Origin of the sequence: Paraflavitalea soli (assembly GCF_003555545.1) — a bacterium.
Classification (GTDB): domain Bacteria; phylum Bacteroidota; class Bacteroidia; order Chitinophagales; family Chitinophagaceae; genus Paraflavitalea; species Paraflavitalea soli.
Window position 1 is genome coordinate 4,742,382 of record NZ_CP032157.1, and the last position, 18,137, is coordinate 4,760,518.

At 45.2% G+C, this 18,137-nt stretch carries 17 protein-coding genes; 10 read left to right on the forward strand and 7 right to left on the reverse strand.

Annotated elements, in window-relative coordinates; all coding sequences use genetic code 11:
• Positions 1–32: 32 nt before the first annotated feature.
• Positions 33–1,037: a helix-turn-helix transcriptional regulator gene (locus D3H65_RS17650; protein WP_119051572.1), complete on the reverse strand. Its 1,005-nt coding sequence runs from the start codon at positions 1,035–1,037 to the stop codon at positions 33–35.
• A 292-nt stretch (positions 1,038–1,329) separates the two neighbouring features.
• Between D3H65_RS17650 and D3H65_RS17655 the strand changes: the two genes are divergently transcribed.
• Entirely contained in the window at positions 1,330–2,100 is a 771-nt protein-coding gene (locus D3H65_RS17655; RefSeq protein WP_119051573.1) for a phospholipase D-like domain-containing protein, read from the forward strand.
• Positions 2,043–2,531, forward strand: coding sequence for a phospholipase D-like domain-containing protein (locus tag D3H65_RS17660; RefSeq protein ID WP_245999525.1), 489 nt, complete (start codon positions 2,043–2,045; stop codon positions 2,529–2,531). The genes D3H65_RS17655 and D3H65_RS17660 overlap by 58 nt, the downstream gene beginning before the upstream one ends.
• Here D3H65_RS17660 and D3H65_RS17665 read toward each other — a convergent pair.
• Positions 2,499–3,515: a metal-dependent hydrolase gene (locus tag D3H65_RS17665; protein WP_119051575.1), complete on the reverse strand. Its 1,017-nt coding sequence runs from the start codon at positions 3,513–3,515 to the stop codon at positions 2,499–2,501. The two genes, D3H65_RS17660 and D3H65_RS17665, sit on opposite strands and share 33 nt — an antisense overlap.
• Positions 3,516–3,613: 98 nt before the next feature.
• Here D3H65_RS17665 and D3H65_RS17670 point away from each other — a divergent pair, with 98 nt between their 5' ends.
• The gene (locus D3H65_RS17670; RefSeq protein ID WP_119051576.1) at positions 3,614–4,687 is read left to right on the forward strand and encodes an oxidoreductase; all 1,074 of its coding nucleotides are present in this window, start codon (positions 3,614–3,616) and stop codon (positions 4,685–4,687) included.
• A gap of 1 nt (position 4,688) precedes the next feature.
• Here the strand turns inward: D3H65_RS17670 and D3H65_RS17675 are convergent, their stop codons facing one another.
• Entirely contained in the window at positions 4,689–5,069 is a 381-nt protein-coding gene (locus tag D3H65_RS17675; RefSeq protein ID WP_119051577.1) for a hypothetical protein, read from the reverse strand.
• Positions 5,070–5,117: 48 nt separating this feature from the next.
• On the reverse strand, positions 5,118–6,104 hold the full coding sequence (locus D3H65_RS17680; RefSeq protein WP_119051578.1) for a LuxE/PaaK family acyltransferase: 987 nt from the start codon (positions 6,102–6,104) through the stop codon (positions 5,118–5,120).
• 51 nt (positions 6,105–6,155) lie between these two features.
• Here D3H65_RS17680 and D3H65_RS17685 point away from each other — a divergent pair, with 51 nt between their 5' ends.
• From D3H65_RS17685 to bioB, 7 genes are all read left to right on the forward strand, one after another.
• Positions 6,156–6,620 carry a hypothetical protein gene (locus tag D3H65_RS17685; RefSeq protein WP_162915700.1) on the forward strand — a complete coding sequence of 155 codons (465 nt, stop codon included), beginning with the start codon at positions 6,156–6,158 and terminating at the stop codon, positions 6,618–6,620.
• Between the two features lie 136 nt (positions 6,621–6,756).
• Positions 6,757–7,869: a M42 family metallopeptidase gene (locus D3H65_RS17690; RefSeq protein ID WP_119051580.1), complete on the forward strand. Its 1,113-nt coding sequence runs from the start codon at positions 6,757–6,759 to the stop codon at positions 7,867–7,869.
• Complete coding sequence (locus tag D3H65_RS17695) at positions 7,866–8,048, forward strand: hypothetical protein (RefSeq protein ID WP_119051581.1); 183 nt, start codon at positions 7,866–7,868, stop codon at positions 8,046–8,048. The genes D3H65_RS17690 and D3H65_RS17695 overlap by 4 nt, the downstream gene beginning before the upstream one ends.
• A complete protein-coding gene (locus D3H65_RS17700) occupies positions 8,041–9,417 on the forward strand; it encodes an SAM-dependent methyltransferase (protein ID WP_119051582.1) in 1,377 nt (458 codons plus the stop codon). Before D3H65_RS17695 ends, D3H65_RS17700 begins: the two co-directional genes overlap by 8 nt.
• Entirely contained in the window at positions 9,417–10,916 is a 1,500-nt protein-coding gene (locus D3H65_RS17705) for a sulfatase-like hydrolase/transferase (protein WP_119051583.1), read from the forward strand. Before D3H65_RS17700 ends, D3H65_RS17705 begins: the two co-directional genes overlap by 1 nt.
• Positions 10,913–12,430, forward strand: a complete 1,518-nt coding sequence (locus D3H65_RS17710) for a sulfatase-like hydrolase/transferase (protein ID WP_119051584.1) — start codon at positions 10,913–10,915, stop codon at positions 12,428–12,430. The genes D3H65_RS17705 and D3H65_RS17710 overlap by 4 nt, the downstream gene beginning before the upstream one ends.
• Positions 12,431–12,432: 2 nt before the next feature.
• A complete protein-coding gene (bioB, locus tag D3H65_RS17715) occupies positions 12,433–13,452 on the forward strand; it encodes a biotin synthase BioB (protein ID WP_119051585.1) in 1,020 nt (339 codons plus the stop codon).
• Positions 13,453–13,542: 90 nt separating this feature from the next.
• On the opposite strand, the gene D3H65_RS17720 is transcribed toward bioB, so the two are convergent.
• The 3 genes from D3H65_RS17720 to lon form a co-directional block, all read right to left on the reverse strand.
• Entirely contained in the window at positions 13,543–13,947 is a 405-nt protein-coding gene (locus D3H65_RS17720; RefSeq protein ID WP_119051586.1) for a response regulator, read from the reverse strand.
• A 246-nt stretch (positions 13,948–14,193) separates the two neighbouring features.
• On the reverse strand, positions 14,194–15,240 hold the full coding sequence (gene porQ / locus D3H65_RS17725; RefSeq protein ID WP_162915701.1) for a type IX secretion system protein PorQ: 1,047 nt from the start codon (positions 15,238–15,240) through the stop codon (positions 14,194–14,196).
• 315 nt (positions 15,241–15,555) lie between these two features.
• A complete protein-coding gene (lon, locus tag D3H65_RS17730; protein ID WP_119051588.1) occupies positions 15,556–17,958 on the reverse strand; it encodes an endopeptidase La in 2,403 nt (800 codons plus the stop codon).
• Between the last annotated feature and the right edge of the window lie 179 nt (positions 17,959–18,137).

Sequence of the window (18,137 nt, forward strand, 5' to 3'; positions counted from 1 at the left end):
ATCACTTCATACGGAATACTGCCACCCGCGTATTAGCCTTCCAGCCGTGCAGCATTATTACCGGTTACCTCGCTCGGTAATATGCCAAACTTCTTTTTAAAAGCCACCGTAAAACTGGAGATATTTTTGTACCCCACACTAATGGCTACGGCATGTACCGTCATAGCTGTTTCCTGCAACAGGCGCCGGGCCTTCTCCATCCGGGCTTCCAACAGAAATTCAAATATGGTTACCCCGTACAATTGCTTAAACCCCTTCTTCAGTTTAAAGTCGTTGAGCCCTATGGCATGTGAAAGATCGATCACCGTGCCCGGATGCTCTATATGATGCAGCAAATACTCCCAGGCTTCCCGCAACTTCGACAGCTCATAAGGTTGGAGTTTTATTTCATTCACAGGCACTTTGACAAGTGTAAGCCGGGTAAGGGCCTGCAATAACAACCGCGACAACAAGGCTTGCAAATAAGCAGCTTTAACATCACCTTTGTAATAGCAATTATACATGTTCTGCAGGATCATCATCATCTCAGGTGTAATGTGTGCATGGACCGGGCTCAGCTGACTGGAGAACCCCAACTCTGCCTTCATCAAAAATTCAGCTACCAATGGAAAATATGGGGCCAGCTTTTCAAGATAATTCCGGGAAAAGTGAATTTCATACACCAGGTACTTTTTCCCTTTTTCAAACCAGGTTTGACTATGCACGGCCGGCGCATACCATATATTGAACTGCCCCTCCGGCAACCTGATCTTGCCCATGCCATTTTGTTGGAAACGCAAAGTACGATTGACGGAAAAACACAATTGGAACAAGGGCCCATCGGCCACTGCGGTTAAAGAAGTGCTTTGCTTTATAAAATAACTTTTATGCCAGAGGCCAAAATCGGGGCCGGCTTGTTCATGAAAAAGCAGTGATCCAAAATCACCGGTAGCATACAGTTCTCTGGCAACCGGTACGCTATAACGGGCAAAAGAGGGCGGAATAACCGGAGAATAAGTCACTGCTGTATTCTCCCGCGTCAATAAAGTAAAATCCATAGTGATGCTTTATCCTGCTTCTACAAGATCCATAGTAAGCGCTTAGTAATATAGCAGTTATGGTTAACCTAACATTTACCGGGTAAGTACTTACTACTAAAAAAAAATAAGGTCTTAATTCTATCCTCCGTTTTTTTTGATATAAGACAAGTCTTGTGCCTGTCCGGTGCAGAATGAACTTTGTTGGCCATCCTTTAACCTTTTTCATCAACTGCTTGTGATCACCAACTGATTACGCGGCAGGAAAAAGACAAATTATTTTGGAATAAAATATTTTATTAGCTTGTAGCCTATGTCTTCGGTAAGATCCAGGCCCTCCTTTACGTATACAAACCACAACACAGCGAAACTGGTGCGTGGGGGAAAGGAATATTTTACACTGCTGCTGTCGCTGATCCACAAGGCCCAACATACCATTCATTTACAGGTATATATCTATGACGAAGATGAAACCGGCCTTGAAGTAGCAGAAGCCCTTATTGCAGCAGCACAGCGCGGGGTGGCGGTTTATCTGCTGGCAGATGGCTATGCTTCACAGGACCTGTCCGGGTCATTTACCAATAGACTGGAAAAAGAAGGTGTCCGCTTCCGCTTTTTTCAGCCGGTGCTTAAAAGCGATCATTTCTATTTCGGGCGGCGCCTGCATCATAAGATATTAGTAGTGGACGCCCGCTACAGTCTTGTGGGCGGTATTAATATCAGTAATAAATACAATGATGGATTTGGCGGACCTGCCTGGCTCGATTGGGCCCTGTACGCAGAGGGGGAAATAGCACCGGAGCTGGTACGGGTATGCCTGGAATTATGGACAAGATCAAAACGGGAACGCAAGCGAATGTTGTGGCAGGCCCATCCCCCGATAGCCAGCCCAGGCAGGAATGTCCTATCCGGCTACGACGTAATGACTGGGTACAGAAAAGGAACCAGGTTACCAACAGCTACCTGGGGATGTTTAAAGATGCCAGGTCGCATATCTATATCATGTCCAGTTATTTTTTGCCGGGCATGCTGCTTCGGAAAAAAATGGCCAGGGCAGCTAGCAAAGGTGTCAAGATCAAGCTGATCCTGGCAGGTGTATCGGATGTTAAACTTGCCAAACATGCCGAACGGTATATATACCGGTGGATATTCAGGAATAATATTGAAGTATACGAATACAACCAAAGTGTATTGCATGCAAAGATCGCTACCTACGATGGTAAGTGGTCTACCATTGGTTCTTACAATGTCAATAACATCAGTGCCTTTGCCAGCATAGAGCTCAACCTGGATGTGAACGAAGAAAACTTTGCCCGGTCCATGCAAACGCATATCGAAGAGGTTATCCGGCAGGATTGTGAACAGATCACCGAAGAGGATTACCGTACCCGGTATAATTTCCTGAAACGCCTGTTCCAGCATGGTTGTTACCAGGTCGTGCGCGTGTTATTCTTTCTTTTCACCTTTTACTTTAAGCAACGCTCATTTAAGACCGCGCATGCGCCGAAAGAGTAACGACACAGCCTCTTTATTCCAATTGGTAAACCGGCCACGCTGTATGACCATTGAATTTTCATCCGGCTTCTGCAGGAAATAATGAAAAACAAAACGGGCTTCGGGATCCTGCCAGCCAAGCATTTGTCCAAAACGAAGGTCATTAAACACGAGGGTGCTGTCGTATTTGTCAATGATATAATACCCCTGGGAAAACCTGATCAGCCGGTGCAGGTCTTCTACATCTTTCACAGGCTCCAGGTAATCCTCATGCCGCTGTTTATAATGCAACAATGCCGTATCCGGCCCTTTGTCCCATACAGAACGATGACCGGTATAAAATCCTTTTTCATCTTCCAGCACCACAAACCAAAGCATATTGTTGAGCGGCGTGGGTGTACTGAAATAACGTTTCCAGGCAATGCCCTGGTGTTGGGCTTCGGCTTTCACAGCCCTGTCGACCGATGTTTTATTGATTACACTAATGCCAATATAGGCCGCACTCAATATAAAGGAAGCGATAGCCCATTTGCGGCGGGCGGCATAATTGGTTCTCGAAAACAACAATACCATAAAAGCAATGAAAGGCCATATCGAGAATAAGGGATCGGCCACAAACAACAGGTTAAAAGATACGCGGTAATGTGAAAAAGGTTCAAACCATCCCGTGCCATATGCATTGCAGGCATCCAACACCACATGCACCAGCATCTCCAGCGCAAAGAACAAGGTCCATTTCCGCCAGGTATAATTGTGCGGCCGATGCCACCGGTCGGCGGCCAGCGCCAGTAAGGGCGCTACCAACGCAATAAACAAAAAGGAGTGGGTAAAACCACGGTGCGCCAGCAGGTCATTGGCCGGATTCATCCAGAAAGAAGCCACAAAATCAATATCCGGCAGGCTTTGGGTAAGTATTCCCCAAAACATAGCTTTCTTCCCCAGTCGTTTGCCGGCAACTACTTCGCCAATACAGGCTCCCAATACGATATGTGTAAGCGAATCCATATAAAACGGCAAGTTAATAATAGCAAATCATTTACCAGGCTATAGTCTGGGATAAATGACTAAACTTTAAAATTGGCTATCTTGCCAAAAAATACAGTATGGCGCAACCAATCAGGGTAGGATTAGCAGGCTTCGGTATCTCAGCAACGGTATTTCATGCCCCTTTCTTTGCGACCATGCCGGAATATGAACTGGTAGCTGTATTGGAAAGAACCAAAAACGAATCACCCCAAAAATACCCTTCTGTACGTGTTGTAAGAAGTATAGAAGAACTGGTAGCCGATCCATCTATCGACCTCGTTGTGATCACCACTCCCAATGAAACGCATTTCCCTTATTCCAAACTAGCTCTGCAGGCAGGTAAACATGTGGTGGTAGAAAAGCCTTTTACCAATACTTCAGCAGAAGCACAGGAGCTGGTGAAGCTGGCAGCCGCCAGTGATAAAATACTGAGCGTATACCAGAACCGGCGCTATGTAAGCGATTTTTTCACCATCAGGGATGTGCTGGATAAAAAATTACTGGGAGAGGTGCATGAATTTGAAGGTCACTATGACCGCTACCGTGCTGAAGCAAGGCCCCAGGCCTGGCGCGAAGCTGCCAAACCCGGCAGTGGTATCCTCTACGATCTTGGCGCTCACCTCATAGACCAGGCATTGTACCTGTTTGGCTTACCGCAAAACATTACTGCCGATATCAGGCAGCAGCGCCCCCATGCCAAAGTAGATGATTATTTTGACCTGCGCCTCAATTATGGCTTTACCAAAGTAATACTCCATGCCGGTATGCTGGTGCGTGAACCAGGCCCCCGTTACATGATACATGGTACCATTGGTTCTTTCATCAAGAACGGCGAAGACCCACAGGAAGCCTTGTTGCGTGCTGGTGTTTTGCCCACTGGCGATAACTGGGGCCGGGAACCGGAGGCCATCCACGGCCTGCTGCACACCGAGATCGACGGTAAACTGGTAAGGCAAACCATTCCTTCCCAGGCCGGCGACTATGGCCTTTATTATAAGAACCTGTACAATACGATCGTACACCAGGCTCCTTTAAAAGAAAAACCTGAACATGGTTATAATACCGTGCGGCTGATTGAACTGGCTTTAGAGAGCCATAGCCGGCAATGTACCATTCCCTGTTCAGGCTTACTTGATGTTGAATACCGGTAATTTATTGGCAAGGTTGTTTGGACACATCCTGCAGATCATACTTCACGGTTGGTGGAGCATCAAACATCATACAGCTTACACAATCTGAAGCCTGCGTAGGATGAATGGTGAAGTAGATGGTATCCCCCGCTTTAATATCAGCCGGGAGTTTACATTTATTGGATACATCAAAAACATTGTCGTACACTTTGGTAGTATCCATCATGTTCTTCCAGCCATCCTCCCCTACAGTATCTTTATTAAGCGCCTGTACTACATAGCTGGCGCAACTGATGCGGACAACAGTTCCCTGTACACAATCTTTGGAGGGTTGCTTTTTGTTCACGCCACATTGAAAGGCAATGATCGCCAATCCAACGAGGGCAATAATGGTTTGCTTCATAGCGATTTAAATTTGGTTATTGACAAATAGTGACCAGAAAACGTTGCGTTATATACCTGCTACCATCAGGCTGCATCCCCGGATATCACTGTTGTCCATACGCCCTTGCACCTCAAAGCTCCCATCATCATACACGCGCCCCACATCTTCGGTGGCGATAAACGAACAGGAATACATATTGGCGAGATCTATTACATTCAGGATACCACTGCCTGCCTGCCGGATGGCAAAGGGATCATCTTCTTCCCTTACCATGGCTTTCATCCACGGGGGGCAATGCAAAATACCGGCCCCGGCCGAATAGGCCTGCGATAACAACTCCGTCATACCATATTCTGCATGGATGGCCGGCAATCCGAATGCGGCCTGCAGAATATCGTGTACCTGTTGCCGGGTAATCTCCTCCCGGCGGCCTTTCATGCCTCCGGTCTCCATGACAAGGGTATGCCTGAGGGGCATGGGAAATTTTTCAGCAAAATCCAGCAGGGCAAAGGTTACCCCGATCAGTATGGTCTTTTGGCCCTTTGCCTCCAACTCCTGCAACAGGCTGTGCAACTTCTCATGCTCATACAGGTAAAAGCCGCTGGCAGCATGCCCGCTCTGGCGGATCAGCTCATCGACCATTACCACCAGCGAAGAATGCCGGCGTTCCAGGTATGAGGGGAGCAACCCGATAATACACCAGTCCTGCACAGGCCCATAAAACTGCCTGAAAGCGGTCAAAAAGCTTTGTTTGTACAGCTCAAGATGCTTCACATAATGGCGACTATTGATGGTTTGGGTGGTGCCGCTGCTCTCAAATACCGCCTGGGGTTCAAAAGCCGTCGTTTTAATCGTATGCGTCTTAAAGCATTGGATGGGCAAAAAGGGGATCTGGGCCAGCGAACGGATGGTTCGCCCAACTATTGGCAGACTGTTTACGTATTGATTATAAACGGTGTTATGTTCATACTGAAAGTGAAACAGGTCTACAGCCAGTTCTTCAAAATGAGCCTCATCCGTTGAAAATATTTTATCTTCATGTTCACATTTCATATCGTATTGTTAAACCACAAGCGGTTAAATTTGTACACAATCATGAAAAATATGCGTTATATAACCATCTGTGCCGGTATATTGTTGGTGTTGGCCTGTGGCAAAGATAAGCCGGCAACCAAACCCTCTATAAAAATAAAATCTGTCAGTGGGAACATCGTGCCGCCCAGCGGTGGGCTACAGATTACCCTGGAGTTCAGCGATAAAGAGGGGGATGTAAACGACTCGCTTTTCGTGAAAAAGATACGTCTCAATACCATCCCCCCCGTTAGCGGTACCACCATCAGGGATAGCTTCTGGCTCATGATCCCCGACTTTCCAGCCAAATCCAATGGCGAGATCATCCTGAACCTGGACTACCAAAACCACCTTATTTCAGCAGCACAGGCCCCCAATGATCCCAACGATCCCACCAAAAAGATATCCGATACGATCATCATGCGGTTTGCCCTGCAAGACAAAGGCGGCAATACCAGCGACACTGTAAATACGGATAAGATCGTTATAATGCGCTAAAGGCTGTTTCCCGTAGCATTGCTCAACTCCGGCAAGGAGCTGATACTGTGCTTTTGACACTTTGCAGGCAATCTACAGGCATCCTACGGCCTTTTCCTGCAGATTTATTTACATTTGATACTTTAAAGAAAAATATATGGCTAAAAAGGAGACTCCCGGATATAAGACTGTTACAACAAAGGCTTCCATGCAATTCCTGAAAAACTACATCAATACTGCCTCCCCGGTGGGTTTTGAAAGCAGTGGCCAGAAAATATGGCTCGAATACCTGAAAGCGTATGTTGATACCACCTTCGTTGACCCTTATGGCACGGCCGTAGGCGTTATCAATCCCAAATCTCCTTTTAAAGTAGTGATCGAAGCACATGCCGACGAAATAAGCTGGTTTGTCAATTATATCACCGCAGAAGGTTTATTGTACCTGAAGCGCAATGGCGGCGTAGACCACCAGATAGCCCCCGGACAAAGAGTATTCATCCATGGTAAGAAGGGCGCCGTAAAGGGTGTTTTTGGATGGCCGGCCATTCATACCCGCCTGGGCAATCCGGATGTAAAAGATCCCCAGCCCAAAGTAGACAACCTTTTCCTGGATACAGGCGCCCGCAACCGCAAAGAAGTAGAAGACCTGGGCATCCATATTGGCGCCGTGGTAACCTACCAGGATGGGTTCGATGAACTGGCCAATGACTATTATATCGGTCGCGCCTTTGACAATCGTATTGGCGGCTTTATGATTGCTGAAGTAGCCCGGTTATTGAAAGAAAACAAGAAAACCCTGCCTTTTGGACTCTATGTGGTGAATGCCGTGCAGGAAGAAATAGGGTTGAGGGGCGCTGAAATGATCGCCCGGCGTATTAAGCCCGATATTGCCATCATTACCGATGTGACCCACGATACCTATACCCCCATGGTCAACAAAATGATTGAAGGGGATGTAGCCTGCGGCAAAGGACCTTCCCTGGCTTATGGCCCGGCAGTACACAACAAACTGCTCAACCTGGTTCAGGATGTGGCGGAGAAAAAGAAGATCCCCGTACAGCTAAGGACCGTATCACGCAGTACAGGCACAGACACCGACTCTTTTGCCTATGCCAACGATGGCTGCCCCTCTGTATTGATCTCTATCCCCCTTCGTTATATGCATACCACCGTAGAAATGCTACATAAAAGTGATATTGAACAGACCATACAGCTCATGTATGAGACTTTGTTAACTTTATCGCCCAAAACAAATCTCAGCTACCTATGATAGTATCATCCATCATCCTATATGTTGATCCCGGTAGTGGCAGCTACCTTGTGCAGGCCATTATTGCTGCTGTTGTAGGCGCATTGTTCTATTTTAAGAACATATGGTGGCGCGTCAAGGCCTTCTTTTTCAAACCCAAGAAAGATGATACGACCGGGAACGATCCTGTAAATGATTAACTACCACAATCATCCTGCATCCTTCAAAGACCCGTCCGGATTCATATTCCAGGCCGAAGGAACTATATACAGACAGGTCAATCAATCTTATGCTGCCGCTTATGACAAACTCATGAGTTCGGGCCTGTACCAGCAGCTGGTCAATAAAAAACAACTGGTCAGCCACCAGGAAATTGCAGCAAACATTACACAAACACCTGAATGGTATAAGACCTTACAGCCTTCTGTAGTGCCTTTCATCTCCTACCCTTATGAGTGGAGTTTTGAACAATTGCGCGATGCGGCATTGCTTACTTTAAGTATTTTGAGAACGGCCCTCAACCATGGCATGATCCTCAAAGATGCCACCCCTTTTAATATTCAGTTTGTTGAAGGGCGGCCTGTTTTTATTGATACGCTTTCTTTTGACCTGTATGATCATACCAAACCCTGGGTGGCCTATCGCCAGTTTTGCCAGTGTTTTCTCTTTCCTTTGTACCTGGAGCATTACCTCAAAAAGGATGTGCAAAAGATACTTAGCGTTTACATTGAAGGCATCCCGGTAGATGTAACCGCCCGCCTGCTGCCCTGGAAAAGCAACCTTAGCCTCGGTGTATGGTTGCATGTGTACCTGCAAAACACTGTACAGCGGGGTGGCAAAAGAGAAGGAAGCAATCCCGTACAGTTCCAGCAAAAAAAGCTGCTCGACCTTATCAGTCATCTCGAAAGTATCCTTCAACGATTCCCGGAAGAACGTACCTATAAAACCACCTGGAATAATTATTATGATGATACCATCCTGAGCCAGGAATACCTGCAGGAAAAAGAAAAGATCATTCGCCGGTATTGCGAAGGACTCACCGTACACCGTGCATTGGATATCGGGGCCAATGATGGCTATTTTTCCAAGATACTGGCCGCTGGCGGCATACCCGTTATAGCGACCGATATTGATGGCCAGTGCATCAATCGCCTGTACAAAGAGGTGAAGAAGAAAAACATACCCAATATCCTTCCATTGGTATTGGACGTATCCAATCCTTCACCGGCCATTGGCTTCCACAATAAAGAACGCGCAGCTTTTTTTGACCGTATTCAAACCGACCTGGTACTGGCACTGGCACTGGTGCATCACCTGGTGATCGGTAAAAATATTCCCCTGCCCCTTGTAGCAGCCTGGCTCAATGATATTGCCCCCCGGCTTATCATCGAATTTGTGCCTAAAGAAGATGAGAAGGTGCAACAAATGCTTAAAAGCAGGGAGGATGTATTTGACAATTATACGCGGATAGATTTTGAGCGTTTCTTTTCACAGTACTTCGATATCCTGGCGCACAATGATGTGCCCGGCACCCATAGGACACTCTACTTTATGCAAAGAAAAAAATAATGATCAAAGCAATACAAAAGCAACCTTTATTCCTGCTGCTGTTGCCTGTATTCTTTGTCGTTCATGGCATGCTGGAGAATTTTGGTTTTATTCCTTTCCCAGATGCAGCCGCCCTTTGCCTCATTTACCTGGTAGCAGCCATTCTCCTGGCAGCCATCTTTTACCTGTTTTTCCGTTCCGTTACCAAAGCCGCATTGATGACTTCTCTATGCATGGGGATCTTCTTTGCATTTGGCACCCTCCAGGATTTTCTACACCAGCATATCACCAACCGGTCTTTCACCAGGTACAGCATCCTCCTCCCAGCGATACTACTTTTATTGATCATCGCCTTTTGGCGCATCAGGAAAACAAAAAATGCACTGCATCGCTTAACTGGTTTTCTCAACCTGTTGCTGATCATTTACCTGTTGGTCGATATTGGCTGGATCGTAGTAAAAACCATCAGTCCCGATAAGGAAAAATTCTCTGTATATGCATTTGAGGAAAAGAATCAATATAAGCCTTGCGACACCTGCTCAAAGCCCGATATCTACTTTCTCTTATTTGATGAATATGCCAGTTCCGCCTCCCTGTGGGAAAGATACCAGTATAACAATGACCTCGACCAGTTCCTGACAGCAAAAGGATTCACCATCCAGCCACAAAGCAGGTCAAACTATAATTTTACGCCCTTCTCCATGGCCTCTATATTGAATATGGCTTATCTGAAGGGCATACAGGATCCAAGCGCCATATCAGCCGAAGACTATGCCCGCTGCAATGAACTCATCCGTCATAACCAGGTAATAAAGTTTTTAGACATCCAGGGATATGATATTGTCAATTATTCCATATTTGACCTGGCAGGTCATCCATCACAGGTAAGCCAATCCTTCTTACCCTTAAAAACAAAGCTCATCACCGACAGGACATTATTTGCCCGGATCAACCGCGACATTGGCTGGCTATTGTCTCAATATTTCCCATTTTCCCTGTTTACACATTTTAATATTTTAACAGACCGCAACAACAACAACCTCTTTATCGACCTCACCGGGCGGGCTGCGGCTTCCAAAAGGAAGCGGCCGGCATTCATATATACGCATCTTTATATGCCGCATCCGTTATTTTATTACGATAAGGATGGCCGCGAAAGAAATACAGATACCCTCTACCGCGAACTGGCAGCCCCCGTAGCCTACCACACTTACCTTGATTATGTGACCTATACCAACACGCGGATCAAAGAACTCGTTACTACCCTGCAACGGGCAAACCCTGCTGCTGTGATCATGATCATGGGCGATCATGGCTTTCGTAAAGATGGGCTGCAGCTGACATCTCCCTATTTTTTTACCAATTTCAACGCCGTATATTTACCTGGCAAAACAATAGTACCGCCAACCAGTGGAGTCAATCAGTTTCGGGTAGTATTCAACGAACTTTTTCACCAATCCATTCCTTTGCTAAAAGATTCTTGTATATTTCTTCAGGACAAACAACCCAGCCATCCATGACTCCAACCAAAAGGACTAAGCTGCCAATATTCCTACTTCTATTACCCATCTTTTCTTTACTGCATGCTTACAATGACTTACCAGGTTTTATCCCATTTAAACCAGCTGTCACATTTCTGCTGTTAACCTATTTGACCTTAACCCTTATTTACCTTATCTGTTGGCAGTTCACTAAGCACACTGCGAAATCCGCTACCATCACCTTTATTATTCTACTGCTTCTCCTGTTTTTTGGTGCCTGGCACGACCTTATAAAAAAAATAATAACCAATAATTTATTAAGTAGCTATAAGGTAATAATCCCTGTCACACTTGTTTTGACCTTTCTGCTCATCAAATACATTATTAAAAAAGATAAAACGCTATATACATTCAATCAGTATCTTTCTACGCTGATGCTAATATTATTCATACTTGAATTATCAAAAGCATTTATAAACACCATCTCAGTATCAAAGACAAAGAACCTGATCTACACAGACACGAGCATCACCCAACAATATAGATCATGCAACCAGGCCGACTCGTCAAAGCCTGACATCTATTTTTTGGTATTTGATGAATATACTAATAATCAAACCTTACAGGAAGTGTGGAATTTCAGGAATGATAGTATTACTAATTGGCTAACTGAACAGGGATTTTATATAGTTACAAATGGAAAGGCTAATTATGACCTCACCCCTTTTTCCATAAGTACAACCTTTAACATGAACTATATAGATAACAGGAAGATTGGCAAGAAAGATAGTGTATTTTACATTCTTCAGGCGGTAAGGTCATTGAGCGATAACACGACGTTCTCCCTGTTAAAAAAGGAAAATTACAACATTCGCTTTTTTGCACCTTTTGATAACCCAATTGAAAATATTGGCCTCTTACAGGAATTTGTCGATTATCCTCCTAAAAAATTATACAACCATACTTTACCCGGGAGAATTCAGCGTGACATACTTTGGAACTTTATTCCAGCTACATCCCCTCTCTCAAAGCCCCGGCAAGATCAATTTAGCTACACCAATTGGCCGAAAAGAGTAAAAGATGTACAACTGACCATAGATAAGATCAAATCCACCACTAACACACTTACAACCAGGCAACCTCAATTTGTATATGGACATTTTATGGTTACACACGACCCGCACCTGTTTAATGCAAATGGAACTGCTCGCACAGCAAGAGATATGGTGCTCAACTCCAAATTGTTCACTACCTATACCCAACAAATACAATATGCCAACAAAATATTACACGACCTTGTTACTCATATACAGCAACACAATAGAAAAAATACCATCATTATTATTGAAGGGGATCATGGTTTCAGGCATATGCCGGATACCCTCAAAAAACATGATTTTTCCAACCTAAATTCAATCTATTTCCCGGACCGGGACTACAGGCAATTCTATCAGGAGATGAGCCCTGTAAATACTTTCAGAGTTCTTTTTAATCATTATTTTTGCCAATCCTTAGCAAGGCTGAAGGATTCTTCCATAAAAGTTAATTATTAATCATGGCTAATTATATCCGAAACGACTGGACCCTGGAGGAGATACAGGAAATATACAATATGCCCCTGCTGGAGCTTGTTTACCGGGCAGCTACCGTACACCGCACTTTCAATGAAAGCAATGAGGTACAGGTTTGTACCCTGTTATCCATCAAAACCGGGGGGTGCTCAGAAGACTGCTCCTATTGCCCCCAGGCAGCCCGTTATCATACCGGCGTGGATGTACAGGCCTTAATGAAAAAAGACGAAGTACTGGAATATGCCCAAAAAGCCAAGGAAGCTGGCTCTACCCGCTTTTGCATGGGCGCCGCATGGCGCGAAGTGCGTAATAACCGCGATTTTGACCGTGTACTCGACATGGTAAAAGGCGTAAATGAACTGGGTATGGAAGTTTGCTGTACCCTGGGCATGCTTACTGAAGATCAGGCCCAGAAATTAGCCGAAGCCGGATTGTATGCTTACAATCATAACCTCGACACTTCTTCCGAATATTATGGAGAGATCATCACTACCCGTACTTATGATGACCGCCTGCAAACCCTGGACAATGTGCGCAAAGCTGGTGTATCTGTTTGCTGTGGTGGTATCGTAGGGCTGGGTGAAACGCATGAGGACAGGGTTAAGATGCTGTATACCCTGGCCACCATGCCCGAGCATCCTGAAAGCGTGCCCGTCAATGCCCTGGTGCCTGTTAAGGGAACTCCCCTTGAGCACAATGGCAAGGTAAATGTGTGGGATATGGTGCGCATGATTGGCACTGCCCGCATCCTGATGCCTAAAGCCATGGTACGCCTGAGTGCCGGAAGGGCAACGATGAGCATTTCAGATCAGACCCTGTGTTTTATGGCCGGCGCCAATTCCATCTTTGCCGGTGAAAAATTGTTGACCACGCCTAACCCTTCCTTTGATGAGGATATGGCCATGTTTGATATGCTGGGATTAAAACCAAGAGAAGCTTTTAAAGCTGAGCAGGAAAATGGCGGCCACCATCATCACCATACACTGGAAGCCACCACTGCATAAGTAGTTTTGTATAAAAGATAAAGCCTGAAGGATGTTCATTCTTCAGGCTTTATTATTAATGTTGATCGTACGATCAGGATTGATATTTCCTCAACTGATAATATCCGAGATCTCTTTACAGAAGTATTGCTGTCCATCCATCACCAGCATAATAGCACCGATCATTTCTTCCCCGGATGAGTTTTTTGTTACATAGCCATTACCCCCCGCCTGCATCAGCGCATTGATATAGGAAAGATCCGTATGTACAGAGATGCCAATGATCTTGATGTCCTGCGAAAATTCACGGATAGCTTTCGTAGCCTCTATCCCATTCATCGGATCCATATTAATATCCATCAATACAACATCCGGATGCAGGCTCCGGCAGGCTTCTACCGCCCGGAATCCATTTTCGCAAATAGCAGTCACCGACAACCTTTTATCCCGGTTCAATACCAGCTTCCACGCTTCCCGCACCAGGCGGTGATCATCAACTATAACCACTTTGATCATTAATGGATTCGTTTTACTATAGACACATTATTTTCCTCTGCCATCAGTAATTCCTTTGATATTTATCAACGCCGGCAGCCATTTTCTTCGCTCATTCCAGGCTGTTACAAACAATCTATCCTTTACAGGGCATACCTACTAAAGTAATTGGATTTCTTTCAAATAAAGAAATTTGATCGCAAATTTTAAGAAAGTCAAAGGAAGTGGTTAACAATCTCTAAGGGTAAACAATTAATTACCAATTGGCTACCGGGTCTTGCCAAAATAATCACGGAGTGCAAGCGAAAGGCCAAACTGGTTATAGGCCGTATTGTTCTGGTAATAACTGCGGGCATAGCGTACCTGGATCTTTTTGAACAGCGCCCCTACACCCAGGGAAAAGCCATTGAACCCGTTGCCCGTATTACCTACGCTCAACTCTTTGCGACGCAGGTGATTATAGCCGGCACTAATTTCTATTTTATCCGTTATATACAATTGCATCGACAATACGATGTGGCGGAACAACTTATCGAACGTAATCTTTTTATCACCCGCATTCTGGTCAAAGCCATTCTCATTGTTGAACGCCGTATCCCGGTAACTGATGTCAAACTGGTGCAGGTGATGTGCTGTGAGGGTAAATTGTAATGGCGCTTTGGCCAATCTCTTGGAAATCCCCAATTGCAGGTCAAAAGGCAGATCGCCGGGGTCAGTTCCAGTATAAGCTTTCAGTTGGGCGCCCATGTTCTTGATCACCAGCGACGCCTGTAACAACCTTGCGGTATCGGCATAGCTGAGACCAATATCCAGCGCCAGGCCCGAAGAACGGTATTGCCCATAGTTGGAATGAATGAACTTAAACGTAGCGCCATAATACCAATGCTCCATATATTGACGACTGGCCGATAATTGAATTACATAATCCGAAGGCCTGAAATCGCCGAGACGGTTGCCCGCCATATCTGTTTCCGGTATAGTACCATAATTGAAATAATTCACCCCTGCCGCAAAAGTAGTTCCCGAGGCTTCATGCCTGAACCCCGTAAACAGGTGATAGTTCCGGATATCCCCATAAAAAGCATTGAATACAAAATTGGCCTGCGTATGCATGGAAGGCCTTAATAAAGCCGGGTTGTGCCAGGCTACTCCAATATCAGCCGATTGATTGGAAATATTGATACCGCCCAGTCCGGTCAATTGAGGAGTGTTGGGTAATTTGAGGAAATTATAAACGCTGTTGCCTCCCAGGGTTTGGCCAACCCCATAAATCTGTATCAGCAGCAAAACCGGTATCAACAATACTTTCCGCATGCAGTAGTGCAAACGAAAGTAGGTGATAATTTGCAAGGTTTTGTTAAAAAAAAATTCCTCCATGGATATGGAGGAATTCCTTTAACCCTTAAAACAACCAACATGAAAAATTTATAATGATCTTGAATTTGCTTCGTAATGACCACTATACTAATATAACAAGGTCACGTTTTCTTTGTTCACTTCGTAGAAGATAATCTTATTAAAATCCCATTAAAGCAAAAAGAGTAACAACTAAAAGCGAAGAGGTGACACCTTTTCGTTTGCTTCGCAAAGGAAAAGGTGTCACCTCTTTCATAACTAACTTATACGATCCTACACCAATGCCAGTTCCAGCACCTGCTGCATTGTTTTTACGTAATGGAATTTCAATCCTTTGATAAATGTTGAATCTATGTCCTGGATATCTTTCTCATTCTGCCAGCAAAGAATGATCTCTTTGAGTCCCGCTCTCCTGGCAGCCAGCACTTTTTCCTTGATCCCACCTACCGGCAATACTTGTCCCCGTAAAGTGATCTCACCTGTCATAGCCACGTAAGGTTTAATACGTCTGCCTGTTAAAGCAGAACAAATAGCCGACATCATCGTAATACCGGCACTGGGGCCATCCTTGGGAGTAGCTCCCTCCGGTACGTGTATGTGAATGGTTTTCTTTTCAAAAATGCTACTGTCGATATCCAGCTTTTTAGCGTTTGACTGCAGCCAGGTCAATGCCGTAGCAGCACTTTCCTTCATCACATTACCCAGGTTGCCCGTAAGCTTCAGATCGCCCTTGCCATCACTAAGACTGGTTTCAACGAAAAGAATATCGCCACCAACATAGGTCCAGGCAAGACCTACAGCCACACCAGGCATATTAGCCACTTTGTACATTTCATTGCTGAAACGCGGCTTGCCCAATATCTTCTCGATATCATTGGCTGTAATCGTACTTTTCACCTTATTTTTTGTAGCATATTCCTTTGCTTCATAACGCATTATTGAAGCCAGGTAACGGTCCAGTTCCCTTACCCCACTCTCACGTGTATAATCCTGGATGATCTTTTCCAGCACCTTGTCGCCTACTTTGAAATTGATGTCTTTCAAACCATGCGCTTCTTTTTGCTTCGGCAGCAGGTGACGTTTCGCAATCTCCACTTTCTCTTCTACCGCATAACCGCTCAGGTCAATGATCTCCAGCCGGTCGCGCAGGGCTGGTTGAATGTTATTGATGTCATTGGCCGTGGCAATGAACAATACCTTACTGAGATCATATTCCAGTTCCAGGTAGTTGTCATAGAAGGTATGGTTCTGCTCAGGGTCCAATACCTCCAGCAAAGCAGAAGAAGGATCGCCGCGGAAATCAGTACCTACTTTATCAATCTCATCCAATATGACGACCGGGTTGGAAGATTTTATTTTACGGAGCGACTGCACGATACGGCCAGGCATAGCGCCGATATAAGTTTTACGGTGTCCCCTTATTTCACTTTCATCATGCAGGCCACCCAGGCTGATCCGTACATATTTGCGTTCAATGGCACTTGCGATACTACGTCCCAGCGAAGTTTTACCAATACCGGGAGGGCCTATAAAACAAAGGATCGGGCTCTTCATATCACCCTTCAGCTTCAGTACCGCCAGGTATTCCAGGATACGTTCCTTCACCTTATTCATACCGTAATGATCACGGTCCAGTATCTTCCGGGCCTTTTTCAGGTCATACAGGTCCTTGGTATAGATGCCCCAGGGAAGGTCCAGCATCAGGTCGAGGTGATTGTACACCACCGAATAATCCGGCGTGCTGGGATGCATACGCTCCAGCTTTTCAATGCCCTTTTTGAACATCTCTTTGGCAGCTTCTGACCATTTGGTGGTTTCTGCCTTATTTCTCATTTCCTTGATCTCCCGGTCGTTCGTATCGCCACCCAGCTCTTCCTTAATGCTCTTCATTTGCTGCTGCAGGAAATACTCCCGCTGCTGCTTGTCCAGCTCCGTCTTCGTTTTTGTCGTTACTTTATTCTTCAGCTCGGCAAATTGCAATTCCCGTTGCAGCAACTGCATGAGCAAGTCAGCCCTTGCTTCTATATTACTCATTTCCAGCAGCTTCTGTTTTTCTACCAGCTCTGTATTGAGGTTGCTCGAAATGAAATGAATAAGAAAAGAGGGATTCTCGATGTTCTTTAAAATGATCGCCGCATCCGAGGGAATATTGGGCGATAACTGGATGATCTGCGTGGCCAGGTCCTTGATATTGGCTACATAAGCCTCAAAATCATCGGGTTTTGCCGCATCATCCTCTTCCAGTAAGGTAATGGCAGCCTTAAAATAGGGGTCATCAGTAAGGATACTGGCTATTTTAAAGCGCTTTTTGCCTTGAATGATCACCGTGGTGCCGCCATCCGGCATCTTGATCAGCTTAATAATTTTGGCAACAGTACCAATATCTTCCAGATCGCTGACAGTAGGGTCTTCTACATTACTGTCTTTTTGTGCAACCACACCTACCAATTTGTCAGCCTTGTAAGCATCGTTGATTGCCTTAATACTTTTATCGCGCCCCACCGTAATGGGCAATACCACACCTGGAAATAGTACCGTATTTCTTAACGGCAACAAGGGCAATTCGCCCGGTATCACAATCTCAGGGCCATTATCACCTTCATTTTCGTTGAGGGGGATTATCGGGATAAAGTCCATATCGTCTTCTGACTGAAACAATATTGAGGGTTCTTTCATACTACTCATACTACAGTTTATCTATGACAAAATAACACGTCGTACCTTAAAATCCTTTGATTTTGAAGAGAAGGGTATATAGGTCAAGTTTAGTGCCAAGCGAAAAATGGCGTAGAATACTTCCAGCCAAACGGGCAAGTAATTAAATACTTCAGGACCATACGGATGAGCCAAATATA

Excerpts from the sequence above, each read along its gene's own strand:
- D3H65_RS17705 (WP_119051583.1), top strand. The coding sequence starts at position 9,417 with ATGATCAAAGCAATACAAAAGCAACCTTTATTCCTGCTGCTGTTGCCT.
- D3H65_RS17675 (WP_119051577.1), bottom strand. The coding sequence starts at position 5,069 with ATGAAGCAAACCATTATTGCCCTCGTTGGATTGGCGATCATTGCCTTT.
- lon (WP_119051588.1), bottom strand. The coding sequence starts at position 17,958 with ATGAAAGAACCCTCAATATTGTTTCAGTCAGAAGACGATATGGACTTT.
- D3H65_RS17695 (WP_119051581.1), top strand. The coding sequence starts at position 7,866 with ATGATAGTATCATCCATCATCCTATATGTTGATCCCGGTAGTGGCAGC.
- D3H65_RS17670 (WP_119051576.1), top strand. The coding sequence starts at position 3,614 with ATGGCGCAACCAATCAGGGTAGGATTAGCAGGCTTCGGTATCTCAGCA.
- D3H65_RS17700 (WP_119051582.1), top strand. The coding sequence starts at position 8,041 with ATGATTAACTACCACAATCATCCTGCATCCTTCAAAGACCCGTCCGGA.
- D3H65_RS17685 (WP_162915700.1), top strand. The coding sequence starts at position 6,156 with ATGCGTTATATAACCATCTGTGCCGGTATATTGTTGGTGTTGGCCTGT.
- D3H65_RS17680 (WP_119051578.1), bottom strand. The coding sequence starts at position 6,104 with ATGAAATGTGAACATGAAGATAAAATATTTTCAACGGATGAGGCTCAT.
- D3H65_RS17650 (WP_119051572.1), bottom strand. The coding sequence starts at position 1,037 with ATGGATTTTACTTTATTGACGCGGGAGAATACAGCAGTGACTTATTCT.
- D3H65_RS17710 (WP_119051584.1), top strand. The coding sequence starts at position 10,913 with ATGACTCCAACCAAAAGGACTAAGCTGCCAATATTCCTACTTCTATTA.
- bioB (WP_119051585.1), top strand. The coding sequence starts at position 12,433 with ATGGCTAATTATATCCGAAACGACTGGACCCTGGAGGAGATACAGGAA.
- D3H65_RS17665 (WP_119051575.1), bottom strand. The coding sequence starts at position 3,515 with ATGGATTCGCTTACACATATCGTATTGGGAGCCTGTATTGGCGAAGTA.
- D3H65_RS17690 (WP_119051580.1), top strand. The coding sequence starts at position 6,757 with ATGGCTAAAAAGGAGACTCCCGGATATAAGACTGTTACAACAAAGGCT.
- D3H65_RS17720 (WP_119051586.1), bottom strand. The coding sequence starts at position 13,947 with ATGATCAAAGTGGTTATAGTTGATGATCACCGCCTGGTGCGGGAAGCG.
- porQ (WP_162915701.1), bottom strand. The coding sequence starts at position 15,240 with ATGCGGAAAGTATTGTTGATACCGGTTTTGCTGCTGATACAGATTTAT.
- D3H65_RS17655 (WP_119051573.1), top strand. The coding sequence starts at position 1,330 with ATGTCTTCGGTAAGATCCAGGCCCTCCTTTACGTATACAAACCACAAC.
- D3H65_RS17660 (WP_245999525.1), top strand. The coding sequence starts at position 2,043 with ATGCTGCTTCGGAAAAAAATGGCCAGGGCAGCTAGCAAAGGTGTCAAG.